This window comes from Stutzerimonas sp. KH-1 (assembly GCF_054483855.1).
This window is the reverse complement of record NZ_CM137011.1, coordinates 1,420,197-1,438,033: the sequence shown is the minus strand read 5'-3', so window position 1 is coordinate 1,438,033 and position 17,837 is coordinate 1,420,197. Positions and strand designations below refer to the sequence as shown.

16 protein-coding genes and 2 tRNA genes are annotated in these 17,837 nt (G+C 63.5%); 4 read left to right on the top strand and 14 right to left on the bottom strand.

Features of this window, described 5'->3' with window-relative positions:
* Position 1: 1 nt before the first annotated feature.
* Together ACX1DW_RS06940 and ACX1DW_RS06935 are read left to right on the top strand one after the other, a co-directional pair.
* On the top strand, positions 2–232 hold the full coding sequence (locus tag ACX1DW_RS06940; RefSeq protein WP_063542970.1) for a thioredoxin family protein: 231 nt from the start codon (positions 2–4) through the stop codon (positions 230–232).
* A 117-nt stretch (positions 233–349) separates the two neighbouring features.
* The gene (locus tag ACX1DW_RS06935; protein WP_017245094.1) at positions 350–532 is read left to right on the top strand and encodes a PLDc N-terminal domain-containing protein; all 183 of its coding nucleotides are present in this window, start codon (positions 350–352) and stop codon (positions 530–532) included.
* Here ACX1DW_RS06935 and ACX1DW_RS06930 read toward each other — a convergent pair whose 3' ends face one another.
* The 6 genes from ACX1DW_RS06930 to gacA all read right to left on the bottom strand — a co-directional run bounded on the left by ACX1DW_RS06930 (position 533) and on the right by gacA (position 4,251).
* Positions 533–778: a hypothetical protein gene (locus ACX1DW_RS06930; RefSeq protein WP_125868870.1), complete on the bottom strand. Its 246-nt coding sequence runs from the start codon at positions 776–778 to the stop codon at positions 533–535.
* 149 nt (positions 779–927) lie between these two features.
* Positions 928–1,001 (bottom strand) — tRNA-Cys (locus ACX1DW_RS06925).
* A gap of 46 nt (positions 1,002–1,047) precedes the next feature.
* A tRNA-Gly gene (locus tag ACX1DW_RS06920) sits at positions 1,048–1,123 on the bottom strand.
* 69 nt (positions 1,124–1,192) lie between these two features.
* Positions 1,193–1,750 carry a CDP-diacylglycerol--glycerol-3-phosphate 3-phosphatidyltransferase gene (gene pgsA, locus ACX1DW_RS06915; protein WP_125868871.1) on the bottom strand — a complete coding sequence of 186 codons (558 nt, stop codon included), beginning with the start codon at positions 1,748–1,750 and terminating at the stop codon, positions 1,193–1,195.
* Between the two features lie 33 nt (positions 1,751–1,783).
* Positions 1,784–3,607, bottom strand: coding sequence for an excinuclease ABC subunit UvrC (gene uvrC, locus ACX1DW_RS06910; protein ID WP_208218464.1), 1,824 nt, complete (start codon positions 3,605–3,607; stop codon positions 1,784–1,786).
* Entirely contained in the window at positions 3,607–4,251 is a 645-nt protein-coding gene (gacA, locus tag ACX1DW_RS06905) for a response regulator transcription factor GacA (protein ID WP_003300232.1), read from the bottom strand. Before gacA ends, uvrC begins: the two co-directional genes overlap by 1 nt.
* A gap of 207 nt (positions 4,252–4,458) precedes the next feature.
* Here gacA and ACX1DW_RS06900 point away from each other — a divergent pair, with 207 nt between their 5' ends.
* Positions 4,459–5,187, top strand: coding sequence for a hypothetical protein (locus tag ACX1DW_RS06900; protein WP_133457140.1), 729 nt, complete (start codon positions 4,459–4,461; stop codon positions 5,185–5,187).
* Positions 5,188–5,191: 4 nt separating this feature from the next.
* Here ACX1DW_RS06900 and ACX1DW_RS06895 read toward each other — a convergent pair whose 3' ends face one another.
* From ACX1DW_RS06895 to ACX1DW_RS06885, 3 genes are read right to left on the bottom strand one after another with little or no spacing between them, the layout of a single operon-like run.
* The gene (locus ACX1DW_RS06895) at positions 5,192–8,311 is read right to left on the bottom strand and encodes an efflux RND transporter permease subunit (RefSeq protein WP_458993075.1); all 3,120 of its coding nucleotides are present in this window, start codon (positions 8,309–8,311) and stop codon (positions 5,192–5,194) included.
* On the bottom strand, positions 8,308–9,801 hold the full coding sequence (locus tag ACX1DW_RS06890) for an efflux RND transporter periplasmic adaptor subunit (RefSeq protein WP_458993074.1): 1,494 nt from the start codon (positions 9,799–9,801) through the stop codon (positions 8,308–8,310). Before ACX1DW_RS06890 ends, ACX1DW_RS06895 begins: the two co-directional genes overlap by 4 nt.
* Positions 9,798–11,051 (bottom strand): TolC family protein, encoded by a 1,254-nt coding sequence (locus ACX1DW_RS06885; protein ID WP_458993073.1) that lies wholly within the window; start codon positions 11,049–11,051, stop codon positions 9,798–9,800. The genes ACX1DW_RS06890 and ACX1DW_RS06885 overlap by 4 nt, the downstream gene beginning before the upstream one ends.
* Before the next feature lie 183 nt (positions 11,052–11,234).
* Here ACX1DW_RS06885 and ACX1DW_RS06880 point away from each other — a divergent pair, with 183 nt between their 5' ends.
* The gene (locus ACX1DW_RS06880) at positions 11,235–11,465 is read left to right on the top strand and encodes a hypothetical protein (protein WP_230357267.1); all 231 of its coding nucleotides are present in this window, start codon (positions 11,235–11,237) and stop codon (positions 11,463–11,465) included.
* A gap of 72 nt (positions 11,466–11,537) precedes the next feature.
* On the opposite strand, the gene ACX1DW_RS06875 is transcribed toward ACX1DW_RS06880, so the two are convergent.
* The 5 genes from ACX1DW_RS06875 to pqqD form a co-directional block, all read right to left on the bottom strand.
* A complete protein-coding gene (locus tag ACX1DW_RS06875) occupies positions 11,538–13,241 on the bottom strand; it encodes a PAS domain-containing hybrid sensor histidine kinase/response regulator (RefSeq protein ID WP_458993072.1) in 1,704 nt (567 codons plus the stop codon).
* Positions 13,225–14,388, bottom strand: coding sequence for an alcohol dehydrogenase-like regulatory protein ErcA (gene ercA / locus ACX1DW_RS06870; RefSeq protein ID WP_063542990.1), 1,164 nt, complete (start codon positions 14,386–14,388; stop codon positions 13,225–13,227). The genes ACX1DW_RS06875 and ercA overlap by 17 nt, the downstream gene beginning before the upstream one ends.
* Before the next feature lie 105 nt (positions 14,389–14,493).
* Positions 14,494–16,419: a S9 family peptidase gene (locus tag ACX1DW_RS06865; protein ID WP_458993071.1), complete on the bottom strand. Its 1,926-nt coding sequence runs from the start codon at positions 16,417–16,419 to the stop codon at positions 14,494–14,496.
* A complete protein-coding gene (gene pqqE, locus ACX1DW_RS06860) occupies positions 16,416–17,570 on the bottom strand; it encodes a pyrroloquinoline quinone biosynthesis protein PqqE (protein ID WP_102841127.1) in 1,155 nt (384 codons plus the stop codon). The genes ACX1DW_RS06865 and pqqE overlap by 4 nt, the downstream gene beginning before the upstream one ends.
* Positions 17,542–17,820, bottom strand: a complete 279-nt coding sequence (gene pqqD, locus ACX1DW_RS06855) for a pyrroloquinoline quinone biosynthesis peptide chaperone PqqD (RefSeq protein ID WP_017245083.1) — start codon at positions 17,818–17,820, stop codon at positions 17,542–17,544. Before pqqD ends, pqqE begins: the two co-directional genes overlap by 29 nt.
* Positions 17,821–17,837 lie beyond the last annotated feature (17 nt).

The window sequence follows — 17,837 nt, the reverse complement described above, 5'->3', positions numbered from 1 at the left end:
GATGAAACTGACCGTCTACGGTTCCGGCTGCGCCAAGTGCCAGCAACTCACCGCCAATGCCGAAGCGGCGGCACGTCGTCTCGGTCTGGAATATCAGCTCGAGAAAGTCACCGACGTCAACGCGATCATCGATGCCGGGGTCATGCGCACGCCGGCGTTGGCGGTCGATGACGATGTTCTCGTCGAGGGCAAGGTGCCCAGCAGCGACGAACTCCAGCAGCTGCTGGGCTGAACGTAGGAACCGGGCCGGGTTCATCGCTTTTGATGCCCTTAACGGTACGGAACCCTCCTGCGCGGTTCGCGGCCTCATAACCTGAGCCGTCAGGAGAAATGTGAAGTGTCCGATTCAATGACTTACCTGGCCATCGCAGCCGCGGTGGCGCTCATCGCGCTGAACTTGCTGGCGATCATCAGCGTATTCAAAAGCGAGCGAAGCGTGGGCGCAAAGGCACTCTGGGCGATCGGTATCGCCCTCTTCCCAGTGCTGGGCCTGCTGTTCTGGCTGCTGGTTGGCGTTCGCCGCGTCCGCTGATCAGGGCTTCTGACCTAGCAGGTGCAGGGCTCGTCCCAGTACCCGTACCGAATCGGCGTGCTTGCCGGCCTGATGCAGCTGCTCACCTTCGGCACGCAGTTCGCGCACCTGCTGCAGGGTGGTCGCGTCCTTCGGTGGATTGGTCTTGAGCAGTTCGTCGATCTTGGCCATGTCCATGGGGCAATGCATCGCCAGCAGTGGCGAGCTGAACAGAATCGCGAAGGCAAAGGCTGAGAGGCGTCGCATGGCTATTCTCCTGAGCGAGAGGCGCCCATGGAGTATAGATAGCAGCGGCGGAATCGCTTGCCGCCACTCACTGGCAGTATCGGTGGCCGCGAACTCTGGGACGCAAAAGAAAAAGCCCCAAGCAACGAATTGCTTGGAGCTCTTCAATATGGAGGCCGATGTCGGAATCGAACCGGCGTACACGGATTTGCAATCCGCTGCATAACCACTCTGCCAACCGGCCTCAAAACGAAGGCGCCGCATGATTTCTGCGGCGCGATCTTACAAACTGGAGCGGGAAACGAGACTCGAACTCGCGACCCCGACCTTGGCAAGGTCGTGCTCTACCAACTGAGCTATTCCCGCGTTGTCTTGGTGACGGGCGCCATTCTATACGATCGAAGGCTGCCGTCAACCCTTTGATTAAAAAAGTTTTTATTTCTTTTCCGTAGTGCTCAGGTGCGGCCAGGCAGCCATCAGGTAATTGATCATCGACCACAGCGTCAGCCCTGCCGCGACGATTAGCAATGCGTACCCCACACCGACCCATATTGTCGGCTGCGGCGGATTGGCCAGCAGGATCACCAGCGCCACCATCTGCGCCGCGGTCTTCCATTTGCCGAGATTCGACACCGCGACCTGCGCACGGGCACCGAGCTCGGCCATCCACTCGCGCAATGCCGAGACGACGATCTCGCGGCCGATGATGATCGCAGCCGGCAGCGTCAGCCAGAGATTGGCGTGCTCCTCAACCAGCAGCACCAGCGCGACCGCCACCATCAGCTTGTCGGCTACCGGATCGAGAAAGGCGCCGAATGGCGTGCTCTGTTCCAGCCGGCGCGCCAAATAGCCATCGAGCCAGTCGGTCAGCGCCGCGATGGTGAACACGGCACTGGCGGCCAGGTAGCTCCAGTAGAACGGCAGATAGAACAGCAGAATGAAGATGGGTATCAGCAGCACGCGCAGAACGGTGAGCAGGTTCGGGATATTCATCGGTACCACTGATCGGCGGAATTCGGGGACAGTTTACTCACTGTGCAGAGCGGCATAAATCGACTCGGCAAGCTTTTTACTGATACCAGGCGCCTTGGCGATCTCGTCGAGGCTGGCCCTGCACAGTTCCTGAAGACCGCCAAAATGCGTGAGCAGTTCGCGACGACGTTTAGGCCCGATGCCCGGAACGTCCTCCAGCGTCGAAGTGCGCCGAGCCTTCCCACGCCGTGCGCGGTGGCCGGTGATAGCGAAGCGATGCGCTTCGTCACGCACCTGCTGGATCAAGTGCAGCGCAGGCGAGTCGGCCGGCAGTGTGAACTCGTGGGCGGCGTCATTCAGATAGAGGGTTTCCAGGCCCGGCTTACGGGTGACGCCCTTGGCCACGCCGAGCAGGATGAGCTCCGGCACGGCCAGCTCCTCCAGTACCTCGCGCGCCATGTTGAGCTGGCCCTTGCCACCGTCGACGAGCAGGATGTCCGGCAGCTTGCCCTCGCCCTCCGCCGCCTTGCGAAAACGCCGCGACAGTGCCTGATGCATTGCCGCATAGTCGTCTCCGGCGGTGACGCCCTCGATGTTGTAGCGGCGATAGTCGGACTTCAGCGGACCCTCCGGCCCGAAGACCACGCAGGACGCCACCGTCGCCTCGCCGCTGGAGTGGCTGATGTCGAAGCACTCCAGGCGCATCGGTGGCTCGTCGAGCTCCAGCGCTTCGGCCAGTGCGTCGAAACGTGCCGACAGATGCTGACGATTGGCCAGGCGCGCGCCCAACGCTTGTTCGGCGTTGGTCAGCGCCAGTTGCTGCCAGCGTGCCCGCGTCGCGCGTACCCGATGGGTGATGGTCAGCTCGACGCCACGCAGCTCGGAGATGGCGTCGATCAGCGTGGCGAAATCCTCGTGCACCGCATTGACGATCAGCTCGCTGGGCAGGTCGCGTTCCGTAGCCCCCAGGTAGTACTGCTCCAGAAAGGCCTGCAGCACCTCGCTGACGCTTTCCTCAATGGCGACCTGCGGAAAGAAGTTCTTGCTGCCCAGCACTCGCCCACCACGCACGGTGATCAAATGCACGCAAGCGCCGCCTGGGCTGACCGCCGCGGCGACGATGTCGACATTGCCCGAACCCCCTTCCATGCTCTGCTGGTCCTGCACGCGGCGCAGGATGCCGATCTGGTCACGGATCTCGGCGGCGCGCTCGAAATCCAGATTCGTCGCCGCCTTTTCCATGTTGCGCGACAGCTCCTCCGCCAGTGCGTTGCTGCGACCTTCGAGGAACATCACCGAGTGACGCACATCTTCGGCGTACTCTTCGGGGTCGACCAGCTTCACGCAAGGCGCCTTGCAGCGCTTGATCTGGTACTGCAGGCAGGGTCGGGTGCGGTTGCGGAAATAGCTGTCCTCGCATTGCCGCACGAAGAAGGCCTTCTGCAGCAGGCTCAGGCTTTCGCGGATCGCGCCGGCGCTCGGATAGGGACCGAAGTAGCGTCCGGGCTCCTTCTTGGCGCCACGATGAATACTCAGTCTTGGAAATTCACCGGCCGAGAGGAACACATAGGGATAGGACTTATCGTCCCGTAGCAGGATGTTGTACGGCGGCCGCCATTGTTTGATGAGCGTCTGCTCGAGCAGCAGCGCCTCGGTTTCGTTGGCGGTGATGGTGGTTTCGACCTGCGCGATCTTGGCCACCAGCGCTGCGGTCTTCGGCGCCTGCCCGGTCTTGCGGAAGTAGCTTGCCAGGCGCTTCTTCAGGTTCTTCGCTTTGCCCACATAGAGCAGCTTGGCCTGCGCATCGAACATGCGATAGACGCCCGGCCGGCCGCTGCAGGCGGCCAGGAACGCCGAGGAATCGAAGGCTTCTGTCATCAGTTGACGGTATCGACCATCCCGTGGCGAACCGCCAGCAGGGCCAGCTCGACATCACTGGTGATCGACAGTTTTTCGAAGATGCGATAGCGGTAGGTGTTCACCGTTTTCGGCGACAGGCAGAGCTTGTCGGAAATGTGCTGTACCTTCTGACAGTTGGCAATCATCAGCGCGATCTGTATTTCTCGCTCGGAAAGCAGGTCGAACGGTGACTCACTGAGCTGCGGCTGGAAGGATTTGAGCGCCAGCTGCTGCGCGATCTGCGGGCTGATGTAGCGCTGGCCGCCGAACACCATGCGGATGGCCTGCACCATTTCCTCCAGCGCCGCGCCCTTCGTCAGATAGCCCGCCGCCCCGGCCTGCAGCAGGCGAGTCGGAAAGGGATCTTCTTCACAGATGGTCACGGCAATGACCTTCAGGTCCGGATAGCTGCGCAGCAGCTTGCGGGTCGCCTCCAGACCACCGATGCCCGGCATCTTGACATCCATCAGCACCACATCGGGCTTCAGCTCTCGAGCCTTGCGGATAGCATCCTCGCCGGAATCCGCCTGACCGATCACCTGCAGCCCAGAGATGTCCGCCAGCATGCGACTGATGCCTGTGCGAACCAGATCGTGGTCATCGACCACCAGCACCCTAATCAAGCAGACACCTCATTGACCGAATTGAAAGCTGGCTGGCTGCTCGCTTTTTCAGGAGCGCACTCTATCAAAAAAATCATCGACCTGGCCGATCACGACGCAGGTAACTGATCGAGATCATAAGTCCGGGGCGCCAACCGACGAACTGCATGCTGAACGCCGATGGACGGCCAAAGTCACAAAGCTGATGGCCTTTTCCGCGGATATCTCATGCTCACCCTGATCGCCGCACTGGTGCTGACAGCCACCCATATGCTGGCCGGAAGGCTGAGCAAACTACATCAGTTGCCGCGCAGCCGCTGGCTGTCCGCAGCCGGTGGCGTCGCCGTCGCCTATGTCTTCGTGCACCTGCTCCCCGAACTGGCCGACGGGCAGAGGGTGATGGAGGATAGCGGGTTTCACCCGTTGCGCTACCTTGAGCACCACGCCTACCTGCTGGCGCTGGTCGGCCTGGTCTGCTTCTACGGACTCGAGCGGCTGATCAAGCGGCACCGCGACGAGCGGCCTGAAGGCGCACCTTCCCACGCGGGCGTGTTCTGGCTGCACATAGGTGCCTTCGCCGGCTACAACGCACTGATCGGGAATATCCTCGCCAACCGTGATCCTGGCCAGATGCTGGAACTGGTCTGGTACACCGTGGCCATGGCGCTGCACTTCATGGTCAATGATGTGGCCCTTCAGCATGACCACCAGGATCTGTTCGCTCGACGCGGCCGCTGGATCCTGGCGGGGTCAACGCTGATCGGCTGGGCGTTCGGCTCGATCATCGACCTCTCCGAGCTGGGGGTATCGGCGGTAACCGCCTTCATTGCCGGCGCGATCATCCTTAACGTCCTGAAGGAGGAACTGCCAACAGAAAGGAACAGCCGATTCGGTGCTTTTCTGCTCGGGTCGCTCGGCTACTCCTTCCTTCTGTTGCTGATGCAGCCGAGTCAGTAAGTCATCACCTCGCTCTGCGCATCAAACGATAGGCGGCCGGGATCACGAACAGCGACAGCAGCGGCGCACTCAGCATGCCGCCGACCATCGGCGCTGCGATGCGGCTCATGATTTCGCTGCCGGTGCCCGCCCCCAGCAGGATCGGCAACAGGCCGGCGACAATCACCGCCACGGTCATCGCCTTCGGGCGTACCCGCTGCACCGCGCCTTCGCGGATTGCATCGCACAGCGCGGCCTCGCCGCTCAGCCCGTCGCGCTGCTGTTCGGCCCAGGCGTTTTTCAGATACAGCAGCATGATCACACCGAACTCCGCAGCGACCCCCGCCAGCGCGATGAAACCGACACCGGTGGCCACCGACAGGTTGTAGCCCATCAGATAGAGGAACCAGACGCCGCCAGTCAGCGCGAACGGCAGGGTCAGCATGATCAGCACGGCCTCGTCCAGCCGGCCGAACGTCAGGTAGAGGAGGAAGAAAATGATCAGCAACGTCGCGGGCACCACCAGCTTGAGGCGCTCGTTGGCGCGCTCGAGAAACTCGAACTGGCCCGAGTAAGCCAGGCTCATGCCGGGCAGCAGGCTGACTTCGGTGCTGACCGCATCGCGCAGATCGGCAACGACCGAAGCGATATCCCGGCCGCGCACGTCGACGTATACCCATCCCGCCAGCCGCGCATTCTCGCTGCGCAGCATCGGCGGGCCGTCGCTTATGCGCACTCGCGCCACGCTGCCGAGGGTGATCTGGCTGCCCTGCGGCGTGAGGATCGGCAGCTGCTCCACCCGCTGGGGAGTATCGCGCCATTCGCGGGGATAGCGAACGCTGATCGGGTAGCGCGCCAGGCCCTCGATGGTCTCACCTACGGTTTCGCCCCCGATGGCGCTGGAGACGATTGACTGCACGTCGGCGATGTTCAGCCCGTAGCGGGCGGCGTCCCGACGATCGATATCGATATCGACGTAGCGCCCGCCGACCAGGCGCTCGGCCAGCGCCGAACTGACACCCGGCACCTTTCTGGCAACGGCCTCCACTTGCTGGCTGACACGGTCGATCTCCTCCAGGTTGGCGCCGGCGATCTTCACCCCGATCGGGCTCTTGATGCCGGTGGCGAGCATGTCGATGCGATTGCGTATCGGCGGAATCCAGATATTGGTCAGGCCTGGCACCTGCACTGCCCGGTCCAGCTCGTCGATCAGCTTCTCAGGGGTCATGCCGGCGCGCCACTGCTCTCGCGGCTTGAAACGGATGGTGGTCTCGAACATCTCCAGCGGTGCCGGATCGGTCGCTGACTCAGCGCGGCCAGCTTTGCCGAACACGGTTTCGACTTCCGGAACCGTGCGGATCATGCGATCGGTCTGTTGCAACAGCTGCGCGGCTTTCTGTGCTGACAGCCCCGGCAGCGCCGAAGGCATGTAGAGCAGATCACCCTCGTCCATCGGCGGCAGGAACTCCCCGCCCAGTCGCGACATCGGCCACAGCGTCGTAGCCAGGATCAGCACGGCTACGGCGATGGTCGTTTTCGGGTGATCCAGCACTGCATTCAGCGCCGGGCGATAGACCCGTATCAGCCCGCGGTTGAGCGGATTGCGCGCCTCGTCCGGCAGTTTGCCGCGAATCCAGTAGCCCATCAGCACCGGCACCAGGGTCACCGAAAGCCCAGCCGCTGCGGCCATGGCATAGGTCTTGGTAAAGGCCAGCGGACCGAACAGGCGGCCTTCCTGCGCTTCGAGGGTGAACACCGGAATGAACGACAGGGTGATGATCAACAGACAGAAGAACAGCGCCGGCCCGACTTCCTGCGCCGCGCTTGTCATCACCCGCCAGTGCTCTTCACCCTCCAGTGACTTGCCGGGATTGGCGTGGCGCCAGGCCTCGGCCTTCTTGTGGGCGTTTTCGATCATCACCACCGCCGCATCGACCATCGCACCGATGGCGATGGCGATACCGCCGAGCGACATGATGTTGGCGTTGATGCCCTGGTAACGCATCACAACGAAGGCAATCAGTATGCCGATGGGCAGCGAGACGATCGCCACCAGCGAAGAGCGCAGGTGCCAGAGAAAGACTCCGCACACCAGCGCGACGACGACAAACTCCTCCAGCAGCTTGAAGCTGAGATTCTCCACCGCGCGGTCGATCAGCTCGCTGCGATCGTAGGTGGTGACGATCTCGACACCCTCGGGCAGGCTGCTTTTCAGCTCCTTGAGCTTGGCTTGAACAGCGGCCAGGGTTTTCCGCGCGTTCTTGCCGCTGCGCAGGATGACCACCCCGCCGACCGTTTCCCCCTCCCCGTCGAGTTCAGCAATACCTCGACGCATTTCCGGGCCGAGCTGAATATTCGCCACATCGCCCAGTGTGACCGGCACGCCCCTGGCGCTCAACTGCAGTGGAATCTGGCGAAAATCCTCGAGCGTCTGCAGGTAGCCAGAGGCGCGGACCATGTATTCGGTTTCGGCCAGTTCGAGTACGGCGCCGCCGGTCTCCTGATTGGCCTTGCCGATGGCCTCGATGACCTGCGCCTGAGTGACGGCAAGGCTGGCCATCTTCAGTGGGTCGAGCACGATCTGGTACTGCTTGACCATGCCACCGATGGTCGCCACCTCGGCGACGTTCGGCAGCGTGATCAGTTCGTACTTCAGGAACCAGTCCTGCAGGCTGCGCAGTTGCGCGAGGTCGTGCGTGCCGCTGCGGTCGACCAGCGCGTACTGATAGATCCAGCCGACGCCGGTGGCGTCCGGCCCAAGAGATGGCTTGGCGCCTGCGGGCAGCCGGCTCTGCACCTGGCTCAGGTACTCAAGCACCCGTGAGCGCGCCCAGTACAGATCGGTGCCGTCCTCGAACAGGACATAGACGAAGCTATCGCCGAAGAACGAATAGCCGCGCACCGTTTTCGCCCCGGGCACCGAGAGCATGGTGGTGGTCAGTGGATAGGTCACCTGATTTTCGACGATCTGTGGCGCCTGCCCCGGATAGGGCGTGCGGATGATCACCTGCACGTCGGACAGGTCAGGCAGCGCGTCGATCGGCGTGGTACGCACCGCCCAGATGCCCACGGCAGTCATCAGCAACGTCGCCATCAGCACCAGGAACCGATTGAGGACGGACCAGCGAATCAGCGCGGCAATCATGGCTGCTTCTCCAGCGACTGAATCTGCTCGATCAGCAGGCCTTCATCGGTTTCCCGGACAGCGAAACGCACCCGGTCCTCGACCTCGATGTCCTGCAGCAATGCCGCATCGGCGACCGCGAATGCCATGGTCATGCCGGGCATGCCAAGCGTATGGAACGGACCGTGTGCGATCTTCACGCGGGCATCAGCGAGCGCCATGACACGACCCTCGGATTCATGCAGCGCCGGTGCCGGCTGAGCATGGCCATGATCATGATCGTGCTGCGTATCACTGGCCGCGGGCGGCGCGACGATGCCGCGCAAGCTGGCTTCGGAGTCCAGCAGGAACTGGCCGGATGCGACCACCTGCTGGCCCTCCTCCAGCCCGTGGAGGATGACGGTCTGGCTGCCGTTCTCCCGCCCGGTCTCGACTTCCACCGGGCGATAGCGGCCGCCGGCCTCGGCCAGCATCACCAGGCTGCGGCGCCCGGAGCGAATGACAGCCTCGCCCGGAATCAGCAGAACCGAGGCATCGTCGCCACTGGCCAGGCTGGCCTGAGCCGTCAGCCCGGGCCGCAGCAGTCCGTCTGGATTGGGCAGCTGTATCCGCACACGTAGGGTGCGGCTTGCAGCATTGGCCTCCGGCAGCACCGCGCTGATCTCACCCTCGATGAGCTGGCCCGGCAGCGCCGGCAGCCGCGCGGTGGCGCGCTGGCCGACGCGGATTCCCTGGCTCTGCGCCTCTGGTACTGCCACTTCCAGCCAGACGCTGTCCAGACCATTGATCCGCGCGAGCGGCGCACCGGCCGCAAGCGTCATGCCTTCGCGAACGTCCAGTTCCTGCAGTACGCCGGCGATCGGGGTGGAAATGGTAATGGACGCGTTGACCTTGCCACTGCGCTCGAGTTGGCTGATGGTCGATTCCGGCATGCCGGCCAGACGCAGGCGCTGCCGTGCGGCCGCCAGCAGCGCCGGTTCGCCGATTCGCCGCAAAGCCAGGTATTCCTCCTGAGCAGCCGTCCACTCGGGAATCAGCAGGTCGGCCAGCGCTGCGCCCTTGTCCAGCACATCGCCTGGCGCATGTCGATAGACACGTTCGACGAACCCGCCGGCTCGCGCCTGAACCCGCGCGACATCACGCGCGTTGTATTCGAGCACACCGACCGCGTCGACCACATTCGCCAGCTGTCCGCGGCTGACGGTCGCCAGGCGAATACCAAGGTTCTGCGTGACGCCGGCATCGATACTGATGGCCGCAACGTCGCCATTCTCATTGGCGTAGCGTGGCACCAGGTCCATATCCATGAACGGCGACTTGCCGGGCTTTTCGAAACGGTGCTGCGGCACCATCGGGTCGTACCAGTACAGCACTTCGGCATCACGCTCGACGGCGGGTGCGAGCGGTTCGGATGCCTGGTCATCAGCGCTGGCCAGCCAGTAGCCGCCAGCCGCGCCGATCAGAGCCGTCACCCCAGCCAGGGTGACGCTTGCGAGAATGTTCCGGCTCATTTGGCTTCTCCGTAAGCGAGGTGCAAGCGCGCAGCCGCGATGGCTACCAGACCTTGCAGGTCGATGTGTTCAAGGCGGGTCTCGATCAGTTCGTTGCGCGCTGTCAGCACCGCTTCCAGTTCGCTGGTCCCGGCGCGATAGCCGGCCATCGCCAGCTCCACCTTTTCCTCTCCCAGCGGCAGCAGCACCTCCGCGTTGCGTTCAAGTGCGCGCTGCAAGCGATCCAGCTCGGCCAGCTCGACGTCCAGTTGCTCCACAAACTCGCGCGTCATGGCTTCGCGTTCGGCTTCCAGTTGTTCAAGCTCGGCGTAGCGGGCGGCGATCCGCGGGATCTGCCGCGAGCGCTGAAACACCGGCAGGTCGAAACTGAATTGCAGATTGACCATGTCGCCATACTCGCGGCCGCGCTTGAGGTAGCTAACCTCCCAACTCCAGTCGACCTGTTTCTCGGCGGTCGCCTCACGGATGCGTGCCTGCGCCACCTGGGTAAGCGGCGCATAGGCGGTCAGTTGCGGGTGCTGGCCGACCCGCTGCGCCAGTTGTTCAGGGGCAATGGCCCAGCGCGGCGGTTCGCCGAGCAGCGGTTGATTGCCATCGCTGCCGACCCAACGCACCAGCGCCGCGCGTGCCTGGCGGCGCTGCTGCTCCAGTTCGTCCTGGCGATCAGCCAATAGCGCTGCCTGTTGCTTCGCCGCGACGCTGTCGGTCAACTGCCCTCGCCCGCCGGCGATACGCGCCCGAATCGCTTCGGCGAGCAGGCGGTTCTCCTCGAACAACTGGTCGAACAGCCGGATCTTGCGTTCTACCGCGTGGGTGGCGATCCACGCCTGGGCAGTCGCCAGACGCACCCTGAGGGTTTCCACCTCGCGCGAGGCAGCGGCGCGCTCGACAGACGCCTGCGCCACATCGCTACGCGCCTTGCGCTTGTCGCGGTTCGGTACTTCCTGCATCAGGCCGACCATGCGCATGGTCATGCCGTCCTCATCGAGGCTCCAGCGCTCGGCGCCCTCAATGGGCAGATTCTGCAGCCCCAGCAGCAGCTTCGGGTCCGGCAGTTCGCCCGCGGCGACGGCTTCGCTACGCGCGGCTTGCAGCCTCGACGCCTCAGCACGCAGCGATGGCGCCTGCTGTTGCGCAAGGCTCAGGGCATCATCGAATGTCAGCCCGGCGGCTGCGCCGGGCAGGCCGAACGCGGCGACAACCACCACACCCGCGAACGGCCGGTACTTCCCTATCAATCGGGAGATCATGGATTGGATTCCTCGGTTTCCTGCATGCCGCAAGGCATGCCTATAGCGCCTCAGCGCATGAACGCGGGGCGAGTCAGGTCAGCGATGGAATCAGTAACGCGGAGGGCGCCAGACGTCGGCGTTGGAACGGGCGGGAAAGAACTCAGAATAATGTACTGCGAGTTGCGGCAGCGAGGCAGTCAGATGCGGCTGCGCGACGCCCGTCTGCAACATGCTGCCGGTTTTGCACTGGTGGCCGCTTTTACACAGTGGATTGCCATCGTGCGAGTGCGTGTCCTCGCCCTGAGCTTCAGCCTGGTGTACGAGATGTCCGGCGGCATCCATGTCGCTTTGCATCTGGCAAAGCTCTGTCTTCAGCTCGAGCGCAGCCATGCTACTCACGGGGAGCGCGAGGCTGATCAACAGGACGAGTAGCAGACGCAGATGGGCTTTCATGACAGGGAGTCTAGCCGAGCCGGCGCGCGCTAAAACTTGATCCAGATCGTGTCAGCCCGAATCCTGTCCACCATTGCCGTTGGCGGCGGCGAGCAGATGGCTGAGCACCGAACGCATCTTGCCGGGCTTGACCGGCTTGTTCAGCACAGGCACGCCGCAGCCCTGCAGTTGCTGGCGGCATTGGTCGCTGCGATCGGCGGTGATCATCACCACCGGCAGCGCCTGGTTGAAGCGTCCTCGCACCGCGAGCACGACATCCCAGCCGGTCAGCCCGTGATCCAGATGGTAATCGGCGAGGATCGCATCCGGCGCGACGCCATCCAGCGCCGCCATTGCGCTTTGCTCGTCGGTGGCTGTCAGCACCGTACAGCCCCATTGTTCAAGCAAGGCAGCCATGCTTGACAGGATGCTCTCTTCGTTGTCGATCACCAGCAGCCGGCGCCCTGGCAGCGGGTCGCCCAGCTGCGGCACGATCGCCGGGGCCGCAACCCGTTCGCGGGGCATCGCTTCGGCCAGCGGCACATCGATACTGAACACCGAGCCACGCCCCGGCATCGAGCGCACCAGCACCTGGTAGCCGAGCATGCTGGCGATACGGTCGACGATGGCCAATCCCAGCCCTACGCCACTGCGTTTCGCGGATCGACCAATCCCGAGCTGATTGAATTCGAGAAAAATTGCCTGCAGCTCCTCCTCCGGAATGCCCCGTCCGGTATCCCAGACCTCGATACGCAGCGCCCCGGCGCGCATGCGTGCGCCAACCAGTACCGCGCCCTGATCGGTATAGCGGCAGGCATTGCTGAGGAAATTCCGCAGGATCCGCGTCAGCAGGCGGAAATCGGTCTTGATGGCGACCCGTGGGATGTAGTGTTTCAACTGCAAGCCCGCCGCAGCAGCGACCGACTGGAATTCCGACACCAACGGCAGCAGCACCTCGTCCAGCGAGTAAATATCGATGTCCGGTTTGATCGCGGCCTGATCGAGCTTGGAAATATCGAGCAGGTCGGTCAGCAGGTCTTCGGCGCCTTCCAGGGCCTGGTGGGCCCGCTCGACCAGATGCAGCTCGTTCTGCGGCAGTTGGCGTTCACGCAGGGTCGAGATCAGCAGCCGTGCGGCGTTGAGCGGCTGTAGCAGGTCGTGGCTGGCCGCGGCGAGATACTTGTCCTTGCTCAGATTGGCGGCTTCCGCTGCATCGCGGGCCTCACGCAATTCACAGGTGCGCTCGGCGACGCGCTGCTCGAGCTCTTCGTTGAGCTGCAGCAGCCGCAATTGCGCCAGCTTGCGCTCGGTCACGTCGGCGACGAAGCCTTCCACCAGACCGTCTTCGTCCGGCTTGAGCAGCAGGTTCATGATCACGTAGATGGCGCTGCCGTCCTTGCGGCGCAGGCGCGTCTCGTAGCCAAACAGGCCATGTTGCTGGCTCAGGGTGTGGCGGATCTGCCGCAGCTCCTCCTCACCACCGATGAACAGGTGATGGGACAGATCGGTCAGCGCCCACAGCGCCTCTTCCGGGGTTTCGTAATTGAGCATGCGCGCCAAGGCAGGATTGGCGGCGCGAATGCCTTCATGGAGGCTGGCCTGAAAGATGCCATGCACGGCGTGCTCGAACAGCCATTTGTAGCGATTGCGCTCGCCCTCCAGCTCTTCCAGGCGTGCCACCAGTTCCGGGTAGTGACTCTTGCGTGCGGAATGGCTGCCGAACCCGAGCAGTTGCGCCAGGGCCTGATGCTGCTGATCATCAGAGGGCTTCGGCATAGACGACCTCGACGTCCCGCTGCGTCGACGAGCGTGGATTAGTCAGGATGCAGGGATCCTGCATCGCATGTTGCGAGAGGAACGGGATATCGGAAAGGTTAACGCCGTGCAGGCTCAGCGTTTCACGAAAGCCGATCTGCTGCTTGAGATCGATCAGGTGCTGCACCAGCCGCTCACGAACCTGGCGGTGGTTCAGCCCGCGCGAATCGATGCCCAGGGTTTCGGCGACCTTGCGGTAGCGGTCCGGCGAGGCGTCGTAATTGAATGCGACGACATGTTCGACCAGCACGGCATTGCAGACGCCATGGGGCAGATCGAGATAGCCACCGAGGCTGTGGGACATGGCATGCACCGCACCGAGAATCGCATTGGAGAACGCCAGCCCGGCCTGCATGCTGCCGAGCATGATCTGCTCGCGCAGCGCGATATCCGCCGGATTGGCGATCATCTGCGCAAGATTGCCGTTGATCAGTCGCATGGCTTCCAGCGCGTGCGGGTCGGTCAGCGGCCCATGGCCAGTCGACACGAACGCCTCGATGGCGTGCACCAGCGCGTCAATGCCGGTACAGGCGGAAAGGAACGGGTCCATGCTCAGCGTGGTTTCCGGGTCGATCAGCGAAACATCCGGCACGGCTGCTTTGCTGACGATGGAGAACTTCATCCGCTCCTGTTGGTTGGAGATGATCACGAACTGCGACACGTCAGCCGATGTGCCGGCGGTGGTCGGGATCAGGATCAGTGGTGGACTGGGCACACGCAGCGTATCCACCCCTTCGAACTCGTTGATATGGCGCCCGTGCGCCGCAACGATACCAATGCCCTTGGCACAGTCCATCGGACTGCCCCCGCCTACCGCGACGATCACGTTGCAGCCTTCGCTGCTATACAGCTCGGCGCCGAGCATCACCTCTTCGCAACGGGGATTAGGCGAAACATCAGTGAACAGGCAGTGTTCGATGTTCTGCCGGTCGAGGCTCGCCAGCACGTCAGCCACCCAGCCCGCCTTGACCACGCCGGGGTCGGAGACAACCAGCACCTTTCGCGCTCCGAAGTTGCCGGCGCAGGTCCCGACGCTGTGGCGACATCCCGCGCCGAAGATAATTTCTGGGGAAACGAACTTGCGCTGAAGGCTGATATTCGGGCTCATGACTGCGGCCTTTTTTATTTTTGTAACAACGAGCGCAAGCCTACTGCATTGCTCAAGTAAAGCAATGCACCTAATGGCTGCCTGCCATCCGTCCGGCGGAAAACTCTACAGCAGCCCACGATAGAAGCGCAGTTCACGCTCCAGCGCATCAGCCAGATTATTGGCCTGGCGAAAGCCATGTCGCTCGTTCGGGTAGAGCCGGTACTCCACCTCGATACCTCGCCCGCGCAGCGCCGCCACCATGGTTTCGGTCTGCTCGGGTAGTACCACCGCATCCTGCGCGCCCTGCAGGAAGAGTATCGGTGCAGCGATGAGCTCGGCGTTATACAGCGGCGCGCGTTCGCGAAAGCGCTCCGGCACCCGCCGCGGATCACCTATTAGCCAGTCCAGATAATCGCCTTCGAACTTGTGCGTCACCCGACGCAGCGCCAATGGATCGCTGACGCCGTACAGGCTGGCGCCGCCGCGAAACAGATTGGTGGCTACCAGCGCGCTGAGGGCGGTGTAGCCACCCGCACTGGAGCCGCGAATGAACACCCGCCGCGGATCGACCGCACCTTGTTCTACCAGCGCTCGTACTGCCTGACAGGCGTCCTCCACATCCACCACGCCCCATTGCCCGTGCAGGCATTGCCGGTAGGCGCGACCGAAACCACTGCTGCCGCGGTAGTTGACGTCCACCACGGCAAAACCGCGCTGCGTCCAGAACTGGATGCGCGGATCGAAGACGGGGTAGCACGCCGACGTCGGACCGCCATGGATGAACACCACCAGAGGTGGCGACGTTCCGGGTTCGCCCCGGCAGTTCACATTGCGCGGCGCGTAGAAAAACGCATGGGCGGTTTCGCCGTTGCCGGTTGGAAAGCGCATGGGCTGCGGATAGGAGACCTGTGCCCCGGCCAACGGCGTCGCACCGCCGGCGAGGATCTGCACCATGCCGCTGGCCCGCTCGATGGCCAGCACCGCAGGCGTGCGCTGCGCTGCGCCAGCGATACAGAACACATGGGTGGCGTCGGCGGCCAACTGGCGGCAGCGGCTGAACGCACCGGCCAGCTGTCGCTGCCGGCCTTCGGCGACGTGTTCGAACAGCAACCCGTAACCATCGACCATATGGGTCAACAGCACGCCGCCGTCGGTCAGCGGCAGATAGCTGCTGGTACCCAGCTGCCAGGGCGCGGGCGCGCAGTCGAAATCCCGTGCAGACTCCGGTTTCGTCTCGATCAGCGGATGCAAGGCCCAACCGCCCTCGCGCTCGGCCCAGGGTTGCCAGTAGCCCAGCCGATCACTGAGGCACATCAGCCGACCGTCTTCGGCGAAACGCGGTTGCTGCAGCGATTCGCCACCCGCCTCGCCGGCCAGGCATCGCACCGCCCCCCACCCCCCGTCCGGCTGGCGCTCGGCGTTGCACAGGCGCGTTGAGGTCCAGGGTTGCTCAGGGCGATCCCACTCGATCCAGGCGAGGCGGCGACCATCAGGACCAAGCGTGGGTGACGCGTAGAAGCCAGCCCCTTCGACGAGGAGTCGACGTGTGCCATCGGCGATGGCGATGCTCACCAGCCGATGCACCACCCCATCGCCTTCGCGCGATTCTTCCAGGGCGACGATAGCGTTCTCGTGGCGGTCGTACTGCAGATCGCCATAGCGGCAGTCGGGACGCGCAGTCAGCGCCGACGGCAAAGGCTGACCTTCGCTCAGCGTTTGCAGGTAGATCTGCTGGTCCGCTTCGTTGACGAAAGCAAGGCCCTGCCCGGTCAGGCAGAACGCGCCGCCGCCGTATTCATAGACGCGGCTGCGGACCGAATACCCTGCCGGCGTCAGGCAGCGCGCATGGCCGGCCCGCCAGAACCACAGGCTGCAGCGCCCTTCGGCGGGGTCGTACTCGATCCAGAACAACCCACCCTGCCCGGCCCGCAGCTCGGCGAAATCCCGGCTGGCGGCCGCGGCGGCCTCGGCGCTCCAGTCGCTGGGCCAGAAACCATACGGCAGGCGCGCGGCTGCCGTACCTTGCGGGGCAGCTCCGGGTGCCGTCATGCCTTGATGATCAAGCGGGAGGCCTTTTCGTTGCGATGCTGCAGCTGGTGGAGGCCGAGGGCGCCATGCTCGGCCTGCTCCCGAGCAGCGAGAATGGTGCCGTGATGCGCCGACTTGCTACACACCGGGTCGGCGTTCGCGGCATCGCCCGTGAGCATGAATGCCTGACAGCGGCAGCCACCGAAGTCGCGCTCCTTCTCGTCGCAGCTGCGGCAGGGTTCGGGCATCCAGTCGTAACCGCGAAACTTGTTGAAGCCGAACGAGTGTCGCCAGATGTGCTCGATGCTGTGCTCGCGCACATTGGGAAATTCCACCGGCAATTGCCGTGCACTGTGACAGGGCAGCGCCGTACCGTCCGGGGTGATGTCGAGGAACAGGTTGCCCCAGCCGTTCATGCAGGCCTTCGGCCGTTCTTCGTAGTAATCGGGCGTCACGAAGATCAGCTTGCACGGATGGTTTTCCGCGGCGAGCTTGTCGCGCCACTCGTTGGTGATGCGCTCGGCACGTACCAGCTGTTCCTTGCTCGGCAGCAGCCCGGCACGGTTCAGCTCGGCCCAGCCATAGAACTGGCAGGTGGCAAGCTCAACGAAATCCGCTTCGAGTTCAATGCACAGACGAATGATCTGGTCGATGTTGTCGATGTTGTGCCGATGGGTGACGAAGTTGAGCACCATCGGATAGCCATGCTTCTTCACCGCACGGGCCATTTCCAGCTTGTGGGCGAAAGCCTTCTGCGAACCGGCGAGCAGGTTGTTCACCTCCTCGTCCGCGGCCTGGAAGCTGATCTGGATATGGTCGAGGCCGGCCTCGGCGAAGCTGGCGATCTTCTCTTCAGTGAGACCGATGCCGGAGGTGATCAGGTTGGTGTAGTAGCCGAGCCCACGCGCAGCGGCGATCAGCTCGGCGAGATCCTGACGGACCAGCGGCTCACCTCCGGAAAAGCCCAGCTGGGCGGCGCCCATCTCCCGCGCCTGGCGGAATACCTCGATCCACTCGGCGGTGGTCAGCTCATCGTGGCTGCGAGCGAAGTCCAGCGGATTGGAGCAGTACGGGCACTGCAGCGGGCAACGATAGGTCAGCTCCGCCAACAGCCAGAGCGGCGGGCCGGGCTCGTAGCCGGGTTTAGCGAAGCTCGATCCAGAACCGTTCAACGGCAACCTCCAGGAACGCGACGATATCCTCTTGAATGCCCTCGGCCTCAGGGTAGCGGGCCTGCAGATCGGCAACGATGGCGCCAACGGTCCGCGTGCCGTCCACCTCGGTCAGCACCGCCGCAGCGCTCTCGTTGAGCTTGATCATGCCTTCCGGATAGAGCAGTACGTGGCAGTTCTGTGCCGGCTCCCACTGGAAGCGAAAGCCTCGGCGAAAGGTCGGAACCTGGGTCAGTTGGATATCGCTCATGTCTTCTCTCATCAATG